Source organism: Streptomyces sp. Root1304 (genome assembly GCF_001426405.1).
GTDB lineage: Bacteria > Actinomycetota > Actinomycetes > Streptomycetales > Streptomycetaceae > Streptomyces.
Genome location: NZ_LMEP01000023.1, coordinates 492,766 through 512,433 on the forward strand (window position 1 = coordinate 492,766; position 19,668 = coordinate 512,433).

The following is a 19,668-nucleotide window of genomic DNA, read 5'->3' on the forward strand; positions in this document are numbered from 1 at the left end:
GTACGCCGGCTCGGCCTTTCCGTGCTGCTGGTTGCTTGACGCTGTTCTGTTGACCGCCATGGGCCGTGAGCGACAATGCCCGCACGATGGGTGAGGGGGCAGGGTGGATCGGGATGCCACAAGTGCGTGGTGGGAAGGGCTTGCGCGCCGGGTGGCTTTTGCCGTGCTGGCGTCGGCGGTGCTCTCGCTCCTCGTCTCGGCCCTTCTCTTCGGTCTCCCTCACGGCTGGAAGACGGCCACGTCCTTGGTCGACATCACACTGCGCACGTCATGGATCGCCCGTCTCCTTGTCCCGGCCACCGTCGTCACGCACCTGGTGGTCCACGTCAGTCGCCGCAGGCCGCTGCACCCCCATGGTCGCCGGCAACCCCGGTCCTTCAAGAAGGGCGGTCAGCATCGCTGACCCGGCGCTGAGATCGGCAGCTGCCTCAGAACGGGGAACAGTTGCGACGCCGCAGAGCGCTGCGAAGGAGGTCTCCGTGCGCAGGAGGTCGGCCTTGCCGACGGCGTTGATCAAGCGCTGGGCCGCGGTGTCGGGGCCGACGCCGAACGCGGCGCGCAGGCCGGGGTTGTTGTCGGTGGCGGCGGTGTCCAGGGGGCAGACGGGACGTTGAGGGGGCCTCTGGCCAAGCTCCTGTCAGGTCATGTTCCACCTGGCCGGAGCCACGGAGAACGGATCCCGGCGGCCGGGCGGAACAGTCGCAGGACAGCCCAGCAGGACGTCAGCCGGACCGTGAGCCACGACCACCGGAACCCGCTACGAGTATCAATGTCAGACCCGGGTCCTACCGTGGAGGGGTCCTTAGTCACGCGTGCTGGCTGCTCGTTGCTGCTCGGGACCGACGCCCCGCCGGCGTGGAACCCGGGTGGGGCGTCGCTGCGCCGTGCCGCCCTCCCGATGTCCCTCCGGCGGGGGTCACGAGGAGCGCGTCACCACCGGCCGGCGCCGTCCTGGACCGTGCGCACCGACTGCGCTCCGGTGCGTGGGGCCGGTACGAACGGCCGGTGCCGGTCCGAGGGGCCGCGGGAGGTGTCCGTCGCGCTCTCGATGTGGTCGAGCAGCTGGCGGAGCGCCGTGTGGGCCTGTGGAGCGGCACCGGGTTCGTCGTCGAGGCGCGCCAGCGCGCGCCGCGTACGGTGCCAGGCGCGGCCCGTGCGGCCCGCGCGGTGGTCGGCGAAGGCGCGCGCGTACTGGGCGAGGGCGGCCGCCCAGAGGTCGTCGCCGCCGCTCGGCCGGGCCAGCGCGCGGTCGGCGGTGCGCGCGGCGTCGTCGGGAGCCCCGTGGGCCTGGACGACGGACAGGGCCGCCAGGCTCACGGCGGGCGGCGGCCCGCCGTAGGCCTCCTCCGGAACGGTGTCGGCGGCCAGCCGGTAGTGCTGGAAGGCGGCCTCCCGGTCGCGCCGCCGCCAGGCGAGCGTTCCGTGGACATGGGCGATACGGCCGACGAGCGCGTCGTCCCCGGCCATGACGGCGGCCGGCCAGGCGAGGTCGAGGAGCCGATGCGCCGTCCGGGGGTCGTGCGCCGCGACCAGCCAGGCCGCCAGCCATCGCCCACGGGCCGTCAGGGGGCTGTCGGTGGGGAGGTGGGGGAGCAGGCCGAGCAGGAGCCGCCCGCCCTCCGGCCCGCGCTCGTGCGCCGCCCACCAGAACCAGAGGTGCAGGACGGTCTCCACCGCCGCCTCGACCCGCTCGGCGCAGCCCGCGTGACATGCCTCGGCCGTACGGTCGACATCGGCCGGGTGGCCGGAATCGGGTGAGCGGTCGAACCCGGGTGAGGGCTCCCACCCGGGCGACAACTCCCGGCCGGGCGGGTGCTCGAACCCGGGCGAGCGGTCGAAGCCCGCTCCGTGCTCGGCCCCGGCTGCCGGACGGCCGGGGCCGGTCCTGTTCTCGGCATCGGCCGGGTGCACGGCACCGGTGTCCGCGTCCGCCGTGTCCACGACGCCGGCCGTGTCCCCGGCGCCGTCCGGGTGCTCGGCGCCGGGGGAGTGCTCGGCACCGGCCGCCCGTTCGGCGCGGGACGGATGCTCGCTGCGCGGCAGGTGGTGTGCGCGGGCCGCGACGGCGAGCGCCCCCTCGGCCAGGGCCATCAGGTCGTCGTGCTCGTCGAGGACGATCTGCACCGCCTGGCGCTGGAGCCCCGTGTGCCACAGGGTCTCGGCGACCGCCGCGACACCCCGGAAGTGGATCGCGTGCCGGGCCAGCGCGTGCTGCGACTCGCCCGCCCCGCGCAGCCGTTCGGCGCCGAAGTCGCGCGCCGCACGCACCATGCGGTAGCGCGGACGGCGTGCCGCTCCCGGCTCGCCGATCACCTGGAGCACCCCCGTCGCGCTGAGCAGCGCGAGGCAGGAGGGCACGTGCTGTGGCTCGATATCGCCCCCCGCGCACAGGTGCACCGCCGCCGCCTCGGTGAACGACCCCGCGAACACGCTGGCGCGGTGCCACACCTTCCGCACGGCGGGTTCGCACAGCGCGTGCACCGCGCCGACGGACGCCCGCAGGGACCGGTGCCGCCGGAGGACCGGGCCCGGACCGGCCAGCCAGCACTGGTCCGTCTCCAGGCGGTCGGCGAGTTCCCGTACCGTACGGTCGCCCAGCCGTCCGGCCGCCAGCTCGATCGCCAGCGGGACCCCTTCCAGGATGCGGCACACCCGCCGAACGTCCGGCATGTCTCCCTCCGCCACCGGCGGGCCGCCCCGCGCGCGTGCGAGGAAGAGCTCGACGGCAGGTGCGGGTTCCGACGAACCCGAGGAGGCGTCGACGGCCAACGGCCCCAGCCGTACGACCCGTTCGGCGCCGAGTCCGAGCGCGCGGCGCGCGGTCACCAGGACCCGGAGCGCCGGCACGGCCATGAGCAGCCGCTGCACCAGGCCCGCGCACTCGGCGTGCACGGGGTCCACGTCGTCCAGGACCAACAGGAGCCCGTGCGCGGCCGCGGCGCAGGCGGCGACGGTGACGTCGGCGGGCTTCGCGCCCGGCGGCGCTCCGACGGCGGCGGTGAGCGCGCGGGCCACCCGCGCGGCCAGGGCGCCCGGAGCGACGGGTACGCCGTCGTGCCAGCGCACCCGGACCGTGGCCTGCCACGGACCGCCGGCGAAGGGAGCCGCGACGGCCGCGGCGAGCCGGCTCTTGCCGACCCCGGCAGGACCCGTCACGGTCACCTGGCGCTGGTCGGACAGGGCGGTGCGCAGTTCCGCGAGTTCCCCGGCACGGCCCAGCAGCCCGCCCGCCTCCCGGGCGGACGGGGTGCCGGGCCCGTCGTCGAAGCCGTCGGCGCACGTCCATACGTGGGGGTACTTCACGACCTGGGTGCCATCGCTTCCTTCGAGGACGCCACCTCGGAGGCCTCGCCGTACGGCGGAAAAGCCGCAGGCCCAGCGTGCAGAACCGTCACTGCAATCGGCGTCACGGCAACCCCAACGCGCGAGCGGTACGCCGGGTGGCGCGGACGCCCGCCGGACCACTCTCCACGGGGAACGTCCGTACACCCGTCCGCAGTGCTTCGCGCGGCGAGGGAGTGGGGGAGGAGGGAAGCGGCGAAGGCGGGCGACGGACCCCTGAAGGGGCCTGCCGCCCGCCTCCTCGGCGGGTCGCGGGGGGCACTCGCGGCGGGTGTATCCGTCCGGCACGTACGTCACGACGGACGGATACACGTCACTGGAGGCGCATGCGGGGAACGTACATCACGACGACATCCGTACCGCACCCCGCACGCACGCGCCCCCGCGCGTCACGGCTCGTCCCGTACCCGTCCCACGAACTCCGGGCCCGGCACCGGCTCCCAGGCCCCGTCGTACGTGGTGAGCACCCCGCGCAGCGACTCCACCGGTTCGCTGACTCCGTCCTTCACCGTCGGCACGGTCACCTCCGCGCTCGTGGCACCGGCGGGGATGTCGACGCCGAGGTACAGGCCGCCGTTCTCGATCTGCGAGAGCGGTACGGCCGGTTCGGGAACCTCGCCGAGATGGTCGAGCAGCCACGCCCGGTCGACGTCCGCCGTGGACAGTTCCGGCGCTTCCGCCGGCGACGGTCCCGTACCGGCGGTCGGCGGCAGGAAGGTGACGGCGCCCGAGATGTCGACGTCGGCGGGTTCGGACAGCGTCACCCGCCAGGTGAGGGCGGAGCCCTCGGGCACGTCGTCCGCGACGGGCGTGAGGCTCACCTTCGGCCTGGCGTCGTCGTTGAGCGCGGTCACCCCGCCCCGGTGCGCGCCGACCACGGTCCCGCGCACGGCCTTGACGAAGGCGTCGTGCAGGGCGTCGTAGCCGTAACGGGTGTTGCCGCGCACCTCGACCGGAATGTCGATGTCGTGGCGTCCGGGACGCACCGTCACGACACGGGAGGTGAACTCGCCCGTGTCCGGCCGGGGGACGAACAGCCGGACCTGACCGCTGCCCCGGCCGGAGACGCGCACCGGCACCCGGTAGGTGCGGACGCCGGAGTCGCCCTCCGCGACGCTGAGCCGGCCGATGTCGACGCGGGCGAGCGCGGCGGGGCGTACGGCGGGAGTGCCGGGGCGCCAGCCCCACGCGTCCATCAGCCACGCGCGGCCCGGACCACCGCGCGGGGTCAGTTCCAGCGTCGTGATCCGCTTCAGGTCGAGGCGGGAGCGCACCGCGGCGGACAGCGGCACCCGTACCTCGCGCGCCCAGTAGGAGGCGGTCCGCTCGGTGCCGGGAAGCCCGTCGATCCGGGTACGGCCCAGGTGCGCGCGACGCCCGGACGCGTCGGTGACGCTCACGTCCAGTTCGGTGCCCGTGCTGTCGGGCGGAACGATCAGCCGCAGGGCCAGGGACTCGGCACCCGCCAGGGAGACGGGCCGGGCCGAGCGCACCGCGACGGGCGTCCCGGGCCTCGACCACTCCATCGCGACGGCGTCACGGCCCGGTTCGGAGGCGGTCTCCCAGAACGCGAAGTGCGGCGACAGGCCACCCGCCTCCGGGGACAGGCAGGCACGGGCGGCGTCGGGGTCGACCTGGGCGCAGAGCCTGCCGCCGCCCGACACGGTCACCGAGGGGCCGGGCAGGAAGGCCGGCGTACGGTTCGCGCCGACGGCGTGCGCGAGGACACGGGCCGGGCCGGCGGAGGGCGCGCGGCGGCCCGTGCCGTCGAGGAGCGGACGGACCCGGTCGTCACCGCCGACGAACAGCCGGGCGGCAGCGGCGACGTACGTGGCGCCGACGGCCTGCTGTTGTGTGGCCGTCAGACGGGTCGGCGTCCCGGGCGAGCAGACCGGGTCGACGCCGTCCTCGGACCAGAAGTCGTCGTTGGCCGGTGCCTGGGCCTGGCCGGGGGTCCACTCGCTGTTGAAGAAGTTGTGGTTGGCGCCGACCACGTAGACGGCGCTGTGCAGAGCGGCGCCCCGGCTGACGCCCCGGGTCCCGTCGACGTAGTTCTGTCCCTGGAGGTCGGACACGTCGCCGTCGCAGCCCGGCAGGACGGTCAGCGAGGGCACGTCGGGAGCCGGGTTGTTGCCGAAGATCGTGGGACCGATCAGGACGGTGCCGCGGATCTTCCACCGGACCGGTCCCCGGTAGCCGTCCTGGTCGGCGGGCGCCGGGTTCAGGCTGTCGAGGGCGGCCCGGTTGACTCCCTCGCCGCCTCGGGAATGGCCGACGAGCAGCACCCGCGACAGGTCGGCGGGGGAGGTGCGGCGTACGGCGGCGGGAGCGGTCGACCTGTTCGCGGACCAGGCCGCCCAACGGGCCAGGTGCAGTCGTACGAGGGAGGAACGGGCCTGCGCGCCGCCGTCCTCGGCACGGTAGTCCTGACCGTTGATGCCGTTCGCGGAGACGGACACGGTCACGTAACCCTGAGAGGCCAGGAGCCGCTGGGCGCGCAGGTACCCCTCATGGCTGGGTATCGCGCGGGTGCCGTCCGTACAGGGCCAGGAACCGTTCATCTCCTCGGTGCCCGGGGTGTAGCAGGTGCCGTGACGGCCGTGCAGGAAGAGGGCCACCGGCCGCTTGCCCGGCGCGTCGGCCGGTCCCACCACCGTGGCGCGCATCTCGACGGGTTCGGGGAACCCGGGCAGCCGTACGGATGCCAGGTCGTAGGAGCCGCTGACGGTGCGGTACCGCCCCGGTGTCCCGGGATCCACCGGGTTCACGGGAAGCGGGGACTCCGGCACGGCGGTGGGCGCGGGCGGGCGGAGGCCCGCGGAGCGAGCGGGTCCGGGCGCATCGAGCCGGCGCCCGCCCGCAGTGACGCGCAGCAGAGTCCCCTCGGTGATCCGGAAGTCCCCGAGGGGCAACCGGAAGGACCGGCCGTCGGGCTGGGCCACGGGAACGCCGAGCAGCCGGTCACCCGCATGGAACTCGACCCGGGCATCGCCCATGGGTACGGGCGCGGGAGCCGTCCAGACCAACTGCCGGCCCTTACCGCCACCGACGACCTGCCAGCCGGGGGGAAGTTCCAGCTCTCCGTACCGCCCGCCGGGGGCGGTGACGGACGACTCGCCGGGGGCGGGCAGGGCGTACGCGGACCCGGGTGACGCGAGGGTCAGGGCGAGTAAGCCGGCGGTGGTGGCGGTCATGCCACGTATGACACGTATCAAAGCGTTCTTCCTCACGGTCGGATCGATCTCGTACGGGAGAGATGCCAACCGGGCGGCGGGGGTTGCCTCATGGGGTGCGAAGGCCCAGGCGGACCCGGGCGGACCGGGGTGGCGTCCTCGACGCGATGGCAAAACATGAGAAGTGTTCACTTTCCATTGACAGGGCGGACCCGGGGACCCGAAAGTGCCGGGAGCACCTCGTACGCCGCACCGCGTACGCCGTCGATCGAAGCGAGTCCTCATGACAGTGCCCGTACCCGAGTTCCCGGCCGGATTCCTCTGGGGCGTCTCCGCCTCCGCCTTCCAGATCGAGGGCTCGCTCACGGCCGACGGCCGGGGCCCCTCCAGCTGGGACGCCTTCACCGGAGAAGAGGGACGCGTCAAGGACGGCTCGCGCGCGGACGTGGCCACCGACCACTACCGGCGCTACCGCGAGGACGTCGCCCTGATGGCCGAACTCGGCGTCGGCGCCTACCGGTTCTCCGTCTCCTGGTCCCGCGTCCTGCCCGAGGGACACGGCCGCGTCAACGACAAGGGGCTGGACTTCTACGACCGGCTCGTCGACGAACTGTGCGCCTCCGGGATCGCGCCGGTGCCGACGCTCTTCCACTGGGACACCCCGCTCGCCCTGGAGAAGGAGGGCGGCTGGCTCGACCGGGACACCGCCGAGCGCTTCGCGGCGTACGCCTCCGTGGTCGCGGAGCGGCTCGCCGACCGCGTCCCCATGTGGATCACCATCAACGAACCGGCCGAGGTCACCCTCCTCGGCTACGGCCTCGGCGAGCACGCACCCGGCAGACGCATGGTCTTCGACGCCCTGCCCGTGGCCCACCACCAACTCCTGGCCCATGGACTGGGCGTGCAGGCGCTGCGCGCCGCCGGCGCCCGCCAGATCGGCATCGCCGCTTCCCACAGCCCCGTCTGGGCCGCCGGCGACAGTGACGACGACCGGGCGGCCGCCGAGCTGTACGACACGCTCACGAACCGCCTCTTCGCCGACCCGATCCTGACCGGCACCTACCCGGCGGGCCTCGACTCGCTGCTGCCCGGCCCGGTCGCGGAGGACCTCAAGACGATCTCGGAACCCCTCGACTGGTACGGGATCAACTACTACAACCCGATGCTCGTCGGCGCCCCGCAACCGGCCGCGGCCGCCTCGGCCGCCGAATCCGGAGCGGCGGAGGAGGCGTCCGCCGGCTCCTCCTTCGGCGGCATCGAGATCCCGCCGGACCTCCCCTTCGCCATCCGCCAGATCGAGGGACGCGAACTCACCGACTTCGGCTGGCCGGTGGTCCCGGACGGGCTGCGCGAACTCCTCGGCACCATGCGGGAGCGGTACGGCGACCGGCTGCCGCCCGTCTACATCACCGAGAACGGCTGCTCGTACGGTGACGGCCCGGACCCCGTGACGGGCCGGATCGACGACGCCCGCCGGATCGCGTACCACGACGGCCATGTCCGCGCGCTGCACGAGGCGATGACCGAGGGCACCGACGTCCGCGGCTACTTCATCTGGTCGATCCTCGACAACTTCGAGTGGGCGGAGGGGTTCCGGCAGCGCTTCGGGCTCGTACACGTCGACTACGAGACGCTGGCGCGGACGCCCAAGGAGTCGTTCGCCTGGTACCGCGACCTGATCAAGAGCGGCAGATGACCACCGAGGGTACGGCGGCGGAAGGGACGGCGGCGAAGGGTACGGCGGCGGAGGGGACCGCCGTCGGCCCGGCCGCCGAGCCCGGCACCCCGGCCGGTGGGCGATGGGTGGGCGCGCTCTCCCTCGCCAACCTCGGGGTCTGGGTCGGTTGGTTCGGCCCGCTCCAGCTGCTCCTGGCCCGCCAGGCCGAGCAGCTCACACCCGACCACAAGGCGTCCACCCTGGCCCTGGTGACGGGAGTCGGCGCGGCGGTGTCGATGGTCGCCAACCCCGTCTTCGGCGCGCTCTCCGACCGGACGACGGCGTCCGTGGGACGGCGGATCCCCTGGGTGGTCGGCGGAGTGGTGGGCGGTGCGGCGGGACTGCTCGTCCTCGCCGCGGCGCAGAGCGTCGCGGTCGTGATCGCGGGCTGGTGTCTGGTCCAGCTCGCGCTCAACGCGGCCTTCGCCGCGCTCACCGCCGCCGTCCCCGACCAGGTGCCGGCGCGGCAGCGCGGTCTGGTGGGCGGCTGGCTCGGCGTCTCCCAGGTCGTCGGCATCCTGGTGGGTACGGCGCTGGCCACGGTCGCGGGCGGGGTGGTCGGCGGCTATCTGGCCTGCGCGGTCTTCACGGTCCTCGCGGCGGTTCCGTACGTCGTGATGCGGCGCGACACTCCGCTCGCCCCGGCCGCCCGGCCGGCCTTCCGATGGCGGACGTTCCTCGGCGGCTTCTGGATCGACCCGCGCCGCCATCCCGACTTCGGGTGGGCCTGGCTCACCCGGTTCCTGATGAACCTGTCGTACTCCATCAGCACGATGTACCTGCTCTACTACCTGACCGACGCCGTGCGTTACGACGGGGACGCGGACAACGGCGTGCTGATCCTCACGGCGCTCAACGCGCTCACCCTGCTCTCCACAGTGGTGATCAGCGGCATCAGGTCGGACCGCAGCGGCCGGCGGAAGTCCTACGTCATCTGGTCCGGAGTCGTCATCTCCGCGGCCACCCTGCTGCTCGCGGTCTGGCAGACCTGGACGGGCGCCGTCGTGGCCTCGCTCGTGCTCGGCCTGGGCTTCGGCGTGTACACGGCCGTGGACTTCGCCCTGCTCACGGACGTGCTGCCGACGGCGGAGGACCGGGGCAAGGACCTGGGCGTCATCAACATCGCCAACGCGCTGCCGCAGGTCCTCGCCCCCGTGATCGCCGCCCCGGTCGTCACCCACTTCGGCGGCTACACGGCCCTGTACGCCTTCGCGGGCGCCCTGGCGCTCGCGGGGTCGGTCCTGGTACGCCGCATCCGCTCGGTCCTCTGACCTACGCATCGCCGCCGAACGAGATGCGCCGGGCCGTCCTGCCCGGCTCCGGCGAATTCCGCGACCGACCCGGGGAGACGAACAGAGCCCCTGTTATTGTGCGCCGATGTCAACGATCAAGCAGTTCCAAGTGACCTTCGACTGCGCGGAACCCGCGCGCCTCGCCGACTTCTGGTGCGAGGTGCTGGGGTACGTCGTACCGGCGGTGCCGGAGGGCTTCGCCACGTGGGGGGAGTACCACCGCTCGCTGCCGCCCGAGGACGAGATCTACTTCGCGTGTACGGATCCCTCGGGTGTGGCCCCGCGCCTGCTCTTCCAGCGAGTTCCCGAAGGCAAGGTCGTCAAGAACCGGATGCATCTCTGCGTGCGGGCCGGCGCCGGACTCGTGGGTGACGAGCGCCTGGCCACACTCGAGGCCGAATGCGAACGGCTGATGGCACTCGGCGCGCAACACGTGCTGACGCAGCGCGCGGACGACGTCAACGAGTCGTGCATCACGATGCAGGACATCGAGGGCAACGAGTTCTGCCTCGCCTGATCACCTGAATGAGTCGCCCGCCCCGGCTCTCATCGCGGCAGTCCCAGCTCTCCCGCCCTCAAGCCCGCCTGGAAGCGGGAGTCCGCCTCGAGTGTGGTCATCAGTTCGGCCACCCGTCGCCGGTAGGTGCGCAGCGAGACGCCGAGCCGTTTGGCCGCCGACGCGTCGGTGAGGCCCGAGCCGAGGGCCCTGAGGATCACACGGCCGTCGGCATCGAGGTGAGGGACGTCGCTGTGCAGATACGTCTCGAGATCCACGGCGGCCTCCCAGACCGCCTGGAACAGGGAGCGAACGCCGTCCACCAGGTTTTCCGACGTCGTCACCGTGTACGCGCGGCCGGTGGGAGTCTCCTGTCCGGCCAGGATCATCACCCGCCGGTCGATGATGATCGTCTCGTGCGGCAGCGGCGAAGGGCTGATCCTCACGAGCGCGCCCTTGCTCCGTACCAGCCGCAGGTGGGCACGGGCCTCCTCGTCGGCCAGTGCCACCGGGCTGAGCAGTTTCCGCACGGTGAAGCCGGCGTGCATCCGGTGCCGGACGGCGGCCCTGGACTCCGGTTGCGACCAGGTCCTCAGATCCCGCGCCGCGCACAGGAACTCCGTCCGCGCGGACGTGAAGAGATGACCTGCGCGCGCGGTCAACTCCGCGTCTCCGCGCACCGAGAACACCGCTTCGTTCCGCATCCCGCCAGTCTGACAGCAAGCTGCCACGGGCTCGTCGGCCTTCGCGCCGACGGACACCATGAGCCCCATGACGAACGACACGACGAGCAACACCTTCTCCCTCGGCGGAGACCTCACCGTCAACCGGCTCGGCTTCGGCGCGATGCGCCTGGCCATGGGTACCTTCGCCGGTCCGACGCGCGATCCCGGCACGGGCGTCGCGGTGCTCCGCCGGGCCGTGGAGCTGGGCGTGAACCACATCGACACGGCCGGCTTCTACGGCAGGGACGCCGTATGGGCCAACGACCTGATCCGTACGGCCCTGACCCCGTACCGCCACGACCTGGTGATCGCCACCAAAGTGGGCCCCTTGCCCGGACCGGACGGTGTTCCGAGCGGACAGGCGACCGCTGATCAACTGCGCGGCCTCGTCGAAGCGGACCTTCGCACCCTGGGCCTCGACCGGCTCGACCTCGTCTACCTGCGGGTCGGCGGGATGACCGCCCCGGGGAACGAGTCGATCGCCGAACGGTTCGCCGTCCTCGCCGAGCTCCGCGCGGAAGGGCTGATCCGGCACCTGGGGCTCAGCAACGTCGACTCCGCCCAACTCGCCGAGGGCCGGGCCGTCGCACCCGTCGCCGCAGTGCAGAACCGGCACAGCCGTGACGCGGCTCTGCGGGCGGAATGCGAGGGAGCGGGCATCGCGTACGTCCCATACTTCCCGCTCGGCGGCGGAATCGACAGCGGACCGTTCGGCGCCCAACGCCTCGCCAAGGTCGCCGCACGCCTCGGCGCGACGCCCGCGCAGGTCTCGATCGCCGCGCTGCTGGCGACGTCGCCTTCGGTGCTCGCGATTCCGGGCACGGGATCTCTCGATCACCTGGAAGAGAACCTCGCGACGAACGACCTCGACCTGCAGGACGAGGACTTGGCTGAACTTCGAGGGTGACCACCCGCTGAGGGACGTGGGTTGGGATCGCGCCGGCCATTCCCATCGCGCTGTCCGTCCAGCTGTACGCGGGTAGCAGAGCCGCGTTCCCGAGGCGAGCCGGGCCGAGCAGGGCGACCGGCCGTGCCGATCCCAGGGTCAGCCCGCCGCCAGCCCGCCCACACCGGGCCCCTCCAGATCCTCCAGTGCCACCCGGCGCCCCGAGGCGGCCAGAAGCAGGGAGAGCGCGGGGCCTCGTACGTCGGGACCTGAGCCGAGCGTCAGGTCGGCGTCCGTCGCCGTCAGCCGCGCACGGGCCACCAGTTCCTTCGCCCCGCCGAACGCCGCAGGCGTCCGCGCCTGCAGCCTCAGCGACCTGACGACGACCTCCGTCGGGTAGGCGCGGCTCAGCCCCAGCGGCCGGCGGATGTCCTCCCCGTGAACGACCTCCTCGACGAGACGGCTGTCGAGGGGCGCCGGAGGCGTCGACCTGCGCGACGCCACCCGGCGGAACCGTTCCAAGGTCTCCTGCGGCGTGTCCCCCCGCTCACGCTCCACCCCGATCGTGTTCTGGCGGTCGAAGTCGAACCGCGCACGGGCGAGGCCGATCACGAATCCGAGGCGCGTCGTACGGGCGGTGTCGACCAGGTGCGCGAGCACGTCGTGCACGGTCCAGCCGTCACAGAGCGACGGCTTCTGCCACTGCTCGTCATCGAGGTCCACGAGGTCCCCGATCAGCGCCGCCCGTTCGGCGTGCACCCACGTCCAGACATCGTCCTCCGACATGGCCTCTCCTTGTCTGTGGTCCACAGCGTCTGTCGGATACGACTCCGGAGAGGGCCGGAACGCATCGCCGTAGGAGCACCGCGTCGTCCTGGGGCGATGACCCCCAGGAGAGAAGCCGCCGCGCGCGAGGGTGCCGTACAGGGGGTGGCGACACGATCACCACAACCGTACGGCACCCCTCACCGAGCGGACGGCGTCCGTCAGGACCACGAAGCCGCCACCAGCGACCGCTCCGCCGCCGCGAGATGCACCGCCGAGGCCAGCCACGCGCGGGCGTACCCGGCAGCCGAGGCGTCGGTCAGCCGGCCGAAGGCATCGCGGGGCCGCCGGTCCGCCTCCGCCATCACGGTCTCCGCCAGATGCGCCGCCCCGCCGAGTCCCGCCCGACGCAGCGGTACGACGAAGGCGGCCGTCTCCGCACCGCGCCCGGCCTCCGCCACGGCGCGTCTCCCGCCCGCGACGCCCGTCTCCAGAAGGCGTCGCACCCGCCACAACGGCGCGTCCGCCAGTGGGTCCAGTCCTGCCGTCACCGGTTCCGCCGACGCGGCGTCCGTCTTCCCGGGCGGGAAGAGGCTGCCCTGGAGACGGTCGTATCCCAGGTCGGCCCGACCGAGCCACTCGTCCGGCAGCCGCAGGGTGTGCGAGGCCCCTGGCACAGGCCCGACCGCCAGGGGCCGGAGCGTCGCCGCCCGCTCCAGGTCGGGGCGGCCCAGCACACGCAGCGCGAGCCCCGGGTACTCCGCGATCCTGCGCAGGTTCGCGGCAAACGGAAGCCCCGGATGGGGGTGAGCGGGGAGCAGACGCAGCAGCGGACCGCCGTCGGCGACGCGGACCATCAGATACTCCCCGGCCGCGCCGACCACCACCACGTCACAGCCCAGCAGCGGCGGCGCGGTCCCTCCGTCCCCGGGGAGACCGTCGTCGAGCGCGGCGGCCATCGCCTCGTGCACCGGGCGCGCGAACAGCGCGGCGACCGGTTCATCGGACCACTCCACCCCGCGCAGCGGCGTCGCGCTCACCCCCCGGCCCGCCCCGAGCCGTCCGTCCGGGGACACGGTCGCGCCGACGATCCGCAGTCCCCCGCGCGCCAGCCCGCCGTGGTCGAGGACCGCCCCGCCGAGCGCCACGGACGCGGTCCCCGCCCCCTTGGCGCGCGCCAGGCCTCCCGGACGGACATCGGACACCGTGTAGCAGGCGCCGTCGGGGTCCATCAGATGGGTCGCGACACCTCCGTACCCGGTGGCGGACAGCACCGGCTCCCGGCACAGGCCGTACACCCGCAGGTTCCCGCCGTGCCCGTACGCACGACGCACGGAGCCGGTCGCTCCGGCACCAGGCGACCCGGAGGCGAGCAGCGCGGCCTCGGTGAGAAGGTCACGGAAGGCGCCCGTGAGGTCCCCGAGCCGCTGGCCCTGACTGCTGTCCCGCGCGGCGCGCAGACCCCGTACGACGCGCAGAGCGGCGGCCTCGGCCCGCGGCAGCCCTGCCAGCCGTACGGTGTGGGCCGCGCACAGCACCTCGGCCTGGACGACCGCCCCGCCCGCGGTGACACCTGCGGAGAGCGCCTCGGCCGCCGCCTGCCACAGGGCGGTCGCGGCCCGGACCTGAGCGGCCGTGAGTGCGGGAGCCGGCTCGTCCGGCGTCGTGGCACCGACGGCGTGGCCGGCGTCCGAGCCTCCCGAACCCGCCGAGCCCTTCGAGTCCCCCGAGCCGTCTCCTCCCGACGGCACGCCCAGCTTGGCCGCCCCACGCGCCGCGCCCGGCCCATTGGAGTCACCCACCCCGCTGGACTCTCCTGACCTGCCGGACTCGCCTGACCCTCCCGAACCGTCAACCTCACTCGAACCGTCCAGCTCAGCAGAAACGTCCAGCTCGCCAGAAACCCCCGTCCCGCTCAGCACCCCCGCGTCCGCGATCGGCGCCGCCCCCAGGACCGCCGCCCGGTGCAGGCACCGTGGGGCCAGCAGACACGTACAGACCGCCTGCCCGGCCTCGACGATCGCTCCCGACGGGCCCGGGCGCAGGCTGACGACCGCGTCCTCGCCGAAGGGCACGTCCACGGAACCGTCCGCCGCCGCGCCGATGTTCGCCGCGCAGCTCGCGATCGCGGCGTCGAGTTTCTTGCGCAGCCTCGCGCTGAGCTGTTCCACGGCCTCGGCGAGGATCTCGGGGGCGACGGGAGGCAGGACAACGGTGCTCAACGGGCTTCTCCACGGAGGCGGTCGCCCACCCAGCGGGCGAGGGCGAGCGGACTGAGGGCGGCCACCGGCATTCCGGCGGCGACGAGCTGACGTGCCACCGGCACCGAATAGCGGGGCGTGCCGGCGTCGTCGAGCGCCGCGCAGCCCAACAGGTGCGCTCCGGAGGAGGCGAGGGCGCGCACCTCGCCCAGCAGCCCGGAGAGCGGTTGGCCTTCCTCGAAGTCGCTGACCACGACGACGAGCGTGCGGCTCGGAACGGTGATCAGCGACCGGGCGTGCGCGAGCCCCGCCGCGATGTGCGTCCCGCCACCGACCCGGACCTCGAGCAGCAGGGACAGGGGGTCGTCGACCCGGTCGGTGAGGTCCACCACCTGGGTGGAGAACGCCAGGAAGTGCGTCGACAGCGTCGGTACGCCGCCCAGCACCGCGGCCGTCAGCGCCGACCAGATCACCGACGCCTCCATCGACCCGGAGACGTCGACCACCAGGATCAGCCGCCAGTCCGCCTCCTTGCTCGCCCGTGTGCTGAAGACGGGGCGCTCGGGCACGACCACGACGCGGCCGTCGCCGGTGCGCCGCGCGTGGGCGAGGTTGGCGCGCAGGGTACGGGCGAGGTCGAGCCGGCCGCCGGGCCGCCGCGTCGGGCGCGGCGTGGCCAGCCCGGAGAGCGCCGGGCGCAGACGGGTGGCCAGTTCCCGTGCGAGTTCGTCGACGAGCCTTTTCACCAGCGGCCGCAGCCGCGCGAGCTGCGCCTCGGGCATCCCGCCGGCCAGGGACAGGACGGAACTCAGCAGTTCGACGGACGGGCGTACCGCCGCCGGATCCAGCTGGGTGAGGACGTCGGAGCGCCCCGCGTCCGCCGCCTCGGCGAGGACCTCTTCGCGTACGTCGGCTCCGAAGAGGGCCTCGAGTTCCTGCGACCACTCCCGGGCGGTGGGGAAGGAGGCGTCCTGCCCTCCGCCCTGCCCCGACGCCCCGCCGTCCACGTCGTCGGCGCCCTCGCCCCGCCCGCCGCCGTACAGCTCGTCCAGGGCATGGGCGTAACGGCGCGCGTCCGCCGAGAGCCGTTCCTTGTGGCGTCCCAACAGGAGCCGCCACCGGTCGGCATGCCCGAGCAACCGCTCGGACGCCCCATCCGGCTTCTGCGCTTCGATGATCGCCGTGCGACGCGCCTCAGCGGCTGCGGTGTCCCCCGCGTCACCGGCGTCCGTAGCGGCACGGGGCCCTTCGGACACCTCCGGTACGGCTGACGCCAGGCTCTTCAGCGCGGCCAGTCCGGCCGCGTCGGCGGCGGCCCACAGGGCGAGCAGCTCGGGCGGCGCGTCGAGCGACAGGTCGAGCCGGTCGCCGAGCCGCTCGGTCACGGTCGCCAGCAGCCGGTCCCGGGCGGCCGGCGTCAGGGCGTCGAATCCGCCCCGAAGGGCGGGGAGCCGGTCCAGGAACTCCTGGTCGACCAGGGCCTCGACCCCGTCGAGCAACGGGGTCAGCGCGTCCGGAGAAGCCTGGAGCAGCGGGCCCGCGGCCGTCAGCAGACCCGCGACGCGCTTCGTGAGTGCCCGGCGTGTGGCGGGAGCCGTCGCGCCGTCGAGCCAGTCCGCGACACGCTCGCCGAGCCCCGCGGCCGGATCCAGATCGAGCACGACCCGTACGGCGAGGGCGGCGCCCTGCATCAACGGTGCCGCTCCCGAAGCGAGTTCGTCCAGCGCGCGGTCGAGCCGGAGGCCCAGGTGCCGGGCGGCCGTCCGGTCCGCCAGTGCCACCAGCGCCCGTGCGTCCGCCGCGTTGTCGCTCCCGGCAAGGCCGGGCAGCGACCGTACGGCGGCGTCGAGGAGCTCGCCCGTGAGCGCGTCGGCCATGGCACGGGCGTGCTGCGTGGTGCCGGGATGGTGTCCGCGCCGGATGCCCTCCAGGAGGTCCAGCGCTTCGAGGAGTTCGGGCAGCTCGGCGGTGTCGGGCAGCACGTCGCCGGCCTCGTGCAGCCGTGCGTCGACCAGGTCGGGCAGGTCGCAGCGCACGGCGGCGGTGAGCCCGGTCAGGATCTGGGCCGGGGTCGGTCCACCGTCGGCCGCCTCACGGCGCGCGGTCTCGCCCAGCGCGCCGGCCGAGGCCTGCGCCGCGGTCACCCCGCGGACGCCGGCGAGATCGAGGCGCGCCGACACGGAGGGCGTCCACCGCAGTCGCCACTTGGTGCCGAGCGCGGTGCCGTCGCCGGTGGCGGCCACCGTGAGGGGTTCGCCGTACGAGGCACCGATGACCAGCAGTCGTTGCAGCAGTACCTCCCGTCGGCCGTCGAGGGGCGACCGGAGCGGGTCGAGGCGTACCTCGCGGGGCTCGGACTCGCCCGCGCCGGGCAGTCGCAGCCCGGCGAGTTCGTCCTCGACCGAGGGGCCCAGGCCGGAACGGGGCGCGCGCGGGGTGACCCGCCCGCGCGTGCTGCCGACGAACACGGCCTCCAGGGCCCGGGCCAGTGCCCGCCCACGACCGAGGGGTTCGCCCTGCCCGAGGACGGTGGTGACCGCCTCCAGCAGTTCGCCGCGCCCCGGTGCGGGCAGTCCGCGCAGCGTGGCCAGGTCGCAGGCGAGCCGCAGCGTCTCGGCGGCCTCACCGGTACCGGCGGTGTGCCCGGCGCGCCGCATCTCCCGGCACACGCCCGTCACCGCGGCGGCGGCCGCCTCGCGGATGCGGTCCGCGTCACCGGCGGCGCCGAGTACGGCCTGCTGCCAGAGCGGGTCACGGATGCCGGCGGGGTAGCCGGACCGGGAGTCGAGCAGATCGAACGAGTAGGGGACGAAGGACGTCACCGCGGCGGTGACGGCGCCAGGGCCGGTGGAGGCATCGATGCCGGGGGCGGTGCGGGCCCTCGCGACCGTGCGGGGCTCGGCATCCGTATCCGTACGCACGTCCTCATCCGTACCCACCTCCGGGTACGCATCCGGGATGGCCGTCAACGCAGGGGCATGGAACGCGCCGACCACGGCGGCGACCCGGCGCCCGCCCGCCGAGGCCGCCGCGACGACCTGCCGCATCCGGGCCTCGCGCGCCAGATCGGTGGCGGGCACCTCGGAGTCCGTACGCAGGGCCCAGCCCACGCCCAGGGCCGCGCGGCGCACGGCCTCGGCGGGGCAGCCGGGAGCGAGGACCTCCACGGCCCTGTCCCACATGTCCTCACCGTCCCGGCCGGTGCCGGCGGCCGCGAGCGCCGCCGCGAAGGACCGGCGGCTCACCCGCTCGCCCGACTCCGAACCGTCGGGACGGACACTCTCCTCGGCATCCGCGCCGCCCACCCCGCTGCCGGCCGCATCAACGGAACCCGAACCCGTGACATCGACAGTTTCCCCGTCACCGCCGAAACCCGCGGCATCGACGGATTCCCCGTCGTCACCAGATCCCGTACGACCACCCGACGCGGGCGTGCCCTCCAGTGACCAGCCCGGATCGCCCAACGGCAGGTCGCAGCACACCACCTCCGCCCCGCGCTCCCGCGCCCATCGCACCGCCGCCAGCTCCGGGGAGAAGTCCGCGAAGGGGTAGAACGACAGGCGTCCGCCCTCGCCCGCCCCGGCCAGGGCGACCGGGGCGACGGTCTCGGGGTCCGCCAGGTGCTCCAGCCACAGCTGGAAGTCGGCCGGCAGCTCCACACACACCACCTCGGCGCCCGCCTCGTCCAGCAGGGCGGGCACCACCGCGGCCAGCGCCGGACTGTGGTGCCGTACTCCGAGCAGGTACGGCTCGCGCGACGCGGCCAACTCGTCCACGGCCGCCCGCGGATCGACGCTCGTCAACGCAGGCTCCCGCGCAGGTCCCAGAGCCGACGCCACATCGCCGAGCCGCCCTCGGCCCGGCGACGGACCGGGCCGTCCCAGTACCCCAGGAGCCGGGCGTGGTCGGCCGGATCGTCCTTCCGCACGACACCCAGCAGGTGGCCCGGCAGCAGGTCGAGAACGTCCCCGCTCGGCAGGTACGCGGCCGCGACGCCCAGCGACGCCGCCACCTGCACGGCCTCGGCCGTGGACATCACCGTGCCCGGCCGCTCGACGTCCCAGCCCTCGGTGGAGCGACCGGAACGGAGGTCCCGGAAGACGGTGACGAGCGCGTCGAGGACGGCATCGTCCACTCCGAAGGACGCACCGGCCCGCTGGACCGCCGCGACGGCCTGACGCCGGATCAGGACGGCCTCGGCGTCGGCGTCCGCGATCGGCCCGACCGTCTCGAAGTTGAACCGGCGCTTCAGCGCCGCGGACATCTCGGAGACCCCGCGGTCGCGCAGGTTGGCGGTGGCGATGACGGTGAAGCCCGGTGCGGCGCCGACCACCCCGTCCTCGGTGGCGGTGAGTTCGGGCACGGTGATCCGGCGGTCGGACAGGATGGACACGAGGGCGTCCTGCACCTCGGGCAGGCAGCGGGTGATCTCCTCGACGCGCACCACGCGTCCGGTACGCATGGCGGCGAGCACGGGGGAGTCGACCAGGGCCTGCGGGGTCGGCCCCTGCGCGAGCAGGAGGGCGTAGTTCCAGCCGTAGCGGAACGCGTCCTCCGTGGTGCCCGCCGTCCCCTGCACGGTCAGGGCGCTCGTCCCGCTGACCGCGGCGGCGAGCAGCTCCGACAGCATCGACTTGGCGGTACCGGGCTCGCCGGTGAGCAGCAGTCCGCGCTCTCCGGCGAGGGTGACCACACAGCGCTCCACCAGGGCGCGTTCACCGACGAACTTCGGAGCGATCTCGAGCTTCGACGGCAGTCCGGCCTGCCGCTTGGGCAGGACGAGTTCCACGCCCTCGCTGCCGCACACGAACGTGACGACGGCGCGCGGAGTCAGCGCCCAGCCGGGCGGACGCGGGCCCGGGTCCTGAGCGGCGAGGAAGGCGAGCTCGGCGGCGTGGCGCTCCTCGGCCGGCTGGACCTGCCGGGCGGGCACGGCCTGTGCGGTGACGGTCATTCGGGAATTCCTCCGGGTGTGCGAGACGAAAGGGATACAGCTGCGCATGCGGATACGAGCACGAGAGCCGGCGCGGGGACGAACGGGCCTCGGGGACGGGACTCCGTGGAGCCACGG

Annotated in this window: 11 protein-coding genes; 4 read left to right on the plus strand and 7 right to left on the minus strand. The window is 73.9% G+C overall.

Features of this window, described 5'->3' with window-relative positions; all coding sequences use genetic code 11:
* Positions 1-930: 930 nt before the first annotated feature.
* Both ASD33_RS34495 and ASD33_RS24395 read right to left on the minus strand, forming a co-directional pair.
* Positions 931-3,303, minus strand: coding sequence for a hypothetical protein (locus ASD33_RS34495; RefSeq protein ID WP_079044982.1), 2,373 nt, complete (start codon positions 3,301-3,303; stop codon positions 931-933).
* A gap of 428 nt (positions 3,304-3,731) precedes the next feature.
* Complete coding sequence (locus tag ASD33_RS24395) at positions 3,732-6,536, minus strand: hypothetical protein (protein WP_056564394.1); 2,805 nt, start codon at positions 6,534-6,536, stop codon at positions 3,732-3,734.
* Positions 6,537-6,798: 262 nt separating this feature from the next.
* On the opposite strand from ASD33_RS24395, the gene ASD33_RS24400 reads away from it, so the two are divergent.
* The 3 genes from ASD33_RS24400 to ASD33_RS24410 all read left to right on the plus strand — a co-directional run bounded on the left by ASD33_RS24400 (position 6,799) and on the right by ASD33_RS24410 (position 10,041).
* Positions 6,799-8,211: a family 1 glycosylhydrolase gene (locus ASD33_RS24400; protein WP_056564397.1), complete on the plus strand. Its 1,413-nt coding sequence runs from the start codon at positions 6,799-6,801 to the stop codon at positions 8,209-8,211.
* On the plus strand, positions 8,208-9,503 hold the full coding sequence (locus tag ASD33_RS24405; RefSeq protein WP_056564401.1) for an MFS transporter: 1,296 nt from the start codon (positions 8,208-8,210) through the stop codon (positions 9,501-9,503). The genes ASD33_RS24400 and ASD33_RS24405 overlap by 4 nt, the downstream gene beginning before the upstream one ends.
* Before the next feature lie 106 nt (positions 9,504-9,609).
* Positions 9,610-10,041: a VOC family protein gene (locus ASD33_RS24410; RefSeq protein WP_056564404.1), complete on the plus strand. Its 432-nt coding sequence runs from the start codon at positions 9,610-9,612 to the stop codon at positions 10,039-10,041.
* Between the two features lie 29 nt (positions 10,042-10,070).
* Here ASD33_RS24410 and ASD33_RS24415 read toward each other — a convergent pair whose 3' ends face one another.
* The gene (locus ASD33_RS24415; RefSeq protein WP_056564629.1) at positions 10,071-10,724 is read right to left on the minus strand and encodes a response regulator transcription factor; all 654 of its coding nucleotides are present in this window, start codon (positions 10,722-10,724) and stop codon (positions 10,071-10,073) included.
* A gap of 67 nt (positions 10,725-10,791) precedes the next feature.
* Between ASD33_RS24415 and ASD33_RS24420 the strand changes: the two genes are divergently transcribed.
* A complete protein-coding gene (locus ASD33_RS24420; RefSeq protein WP_056564407.1) occupies positions 10,792-11,652 on the plus strand; it encodes an oxidoreductase in 861 nt (286 codons plus the stop codon).
* A 138-nt stretch (positions 11,653-11,790) separates the two neighbouring features.
* Here the strand turns inward: ASD33_RS24420 and ASD33_RS24425 are convergent, their stop codons facing one another.
* The 4 genes from ASD33_RS24425 to ASD33_RS24440 form a co-directional block, all read right to left on the minus strand.
* The gene (locus tag ASD33_RS24425; RefSeq protein ID WP_056564410.1) at positions 11,791-12,417 is read right to left on the minus strand and encodes a maleylpyruvate isomerase family mycothiol-dependent enzyme; all 627 of its coding nucleotides are present in this window, start codon (positions 12,415-12,417) and stop codon (positions 11,791-11,793) included.
* Between the two features lie 200 nt (positions 12,418-12,617).
* Positions 12,618-14,618: a hypothetical protein gene (locus ASD33_RS24430; RefSeq protein WP_056564412.1), complete on the minus strand. Its 2,001-nt coding sequence runs from the start codon at positions 14,616-14,618 to the stop codon at positions 12,618-12,620.
* Complete coding sequence (locus tag ASD33_RS24435; protein WP_056564415.1) at positions 14,615-18,400, minus strand: DUF5682 family protein; 3,786 nt, start codon at positions 18,398-18,400, stop codon at positions 14,615-14,617. The genes ASD33_RS24430 and ASD33_RS24435 overlap by 4 nt, the downstream gene beginning before the upstream one ends.
* Complete coding sequence (locus ASD33_RS24440; protein ID WP_056564418.1) at positions 18,397-19,551, minus strand: AAA family ATPase; 1,155 nt, start codon at positions 19,549-19,551, stop codon at positions 18,397-18,399. Before ASD33_RS24440 ends, ASD33_RS24435 begins: the two co-directional genes overlap by 4 nt.
* Positions 19,552-19,668 lie beyond the last annotated feature (117 nt).

Coding starts and splice junctions, on each gene's coding strand:
- ASD33_RS24395 (WP_056564394.1), bottom strand. CDS start 6,536: ATGACCGCCACCACCGCCGGCTTACTCGCCCTGACCCTCGCGTCACCC.
- ASD33_RS24400 (WP_056564397.1), top strand. CDS start 6,799: ATGACAGTGCCCGTACCCGAGTTCCCGGCCGGATTCCTCTGGGGCGTC.
- ASD33_RS24405 (WP_056564401.1), top strand. CDS start 8,208: ATGACCACCGAGGGTACGGCGGCGGAAGGGACGGCGGCGAAGGGTACG.
- ASD33_RS24410 (WP_056564404.1), top strand. CDS start 9,610: ATGTCAACGATCAAGCAGTTCCAAGTGACCTTCGACTGCGCGGAACCC.
- ASD33_RS24415 (WP_056564629.1), bottom strand. CDS start 10,724: ATGCGGAACGAAGCGGTGTTCTCGGTGCGCGGAGACGCGGAGTTGACC.
- ASD33_RS24420 (WP_056564407.1), top strand. CDS start 10,792: ATGACGAACGACACGACGAGCAACACCTTCTCCCTCGGCGGAGACCTC.
- ASD33_RS24425 (WP_056564410.1), bottom strand. CDS start 12,417: ATGTCGGAGGACGATGTCTGGACGTGGGTGCACGCCGAACGGGCGGCG.
- ASD33_RS24440 (WP_056564418.1), bottom strand. CDS start 19,551: ATGACCGTCACCGCACAGGCCGTGCCCGCCCGGCAGGTCCAGCCGGCC.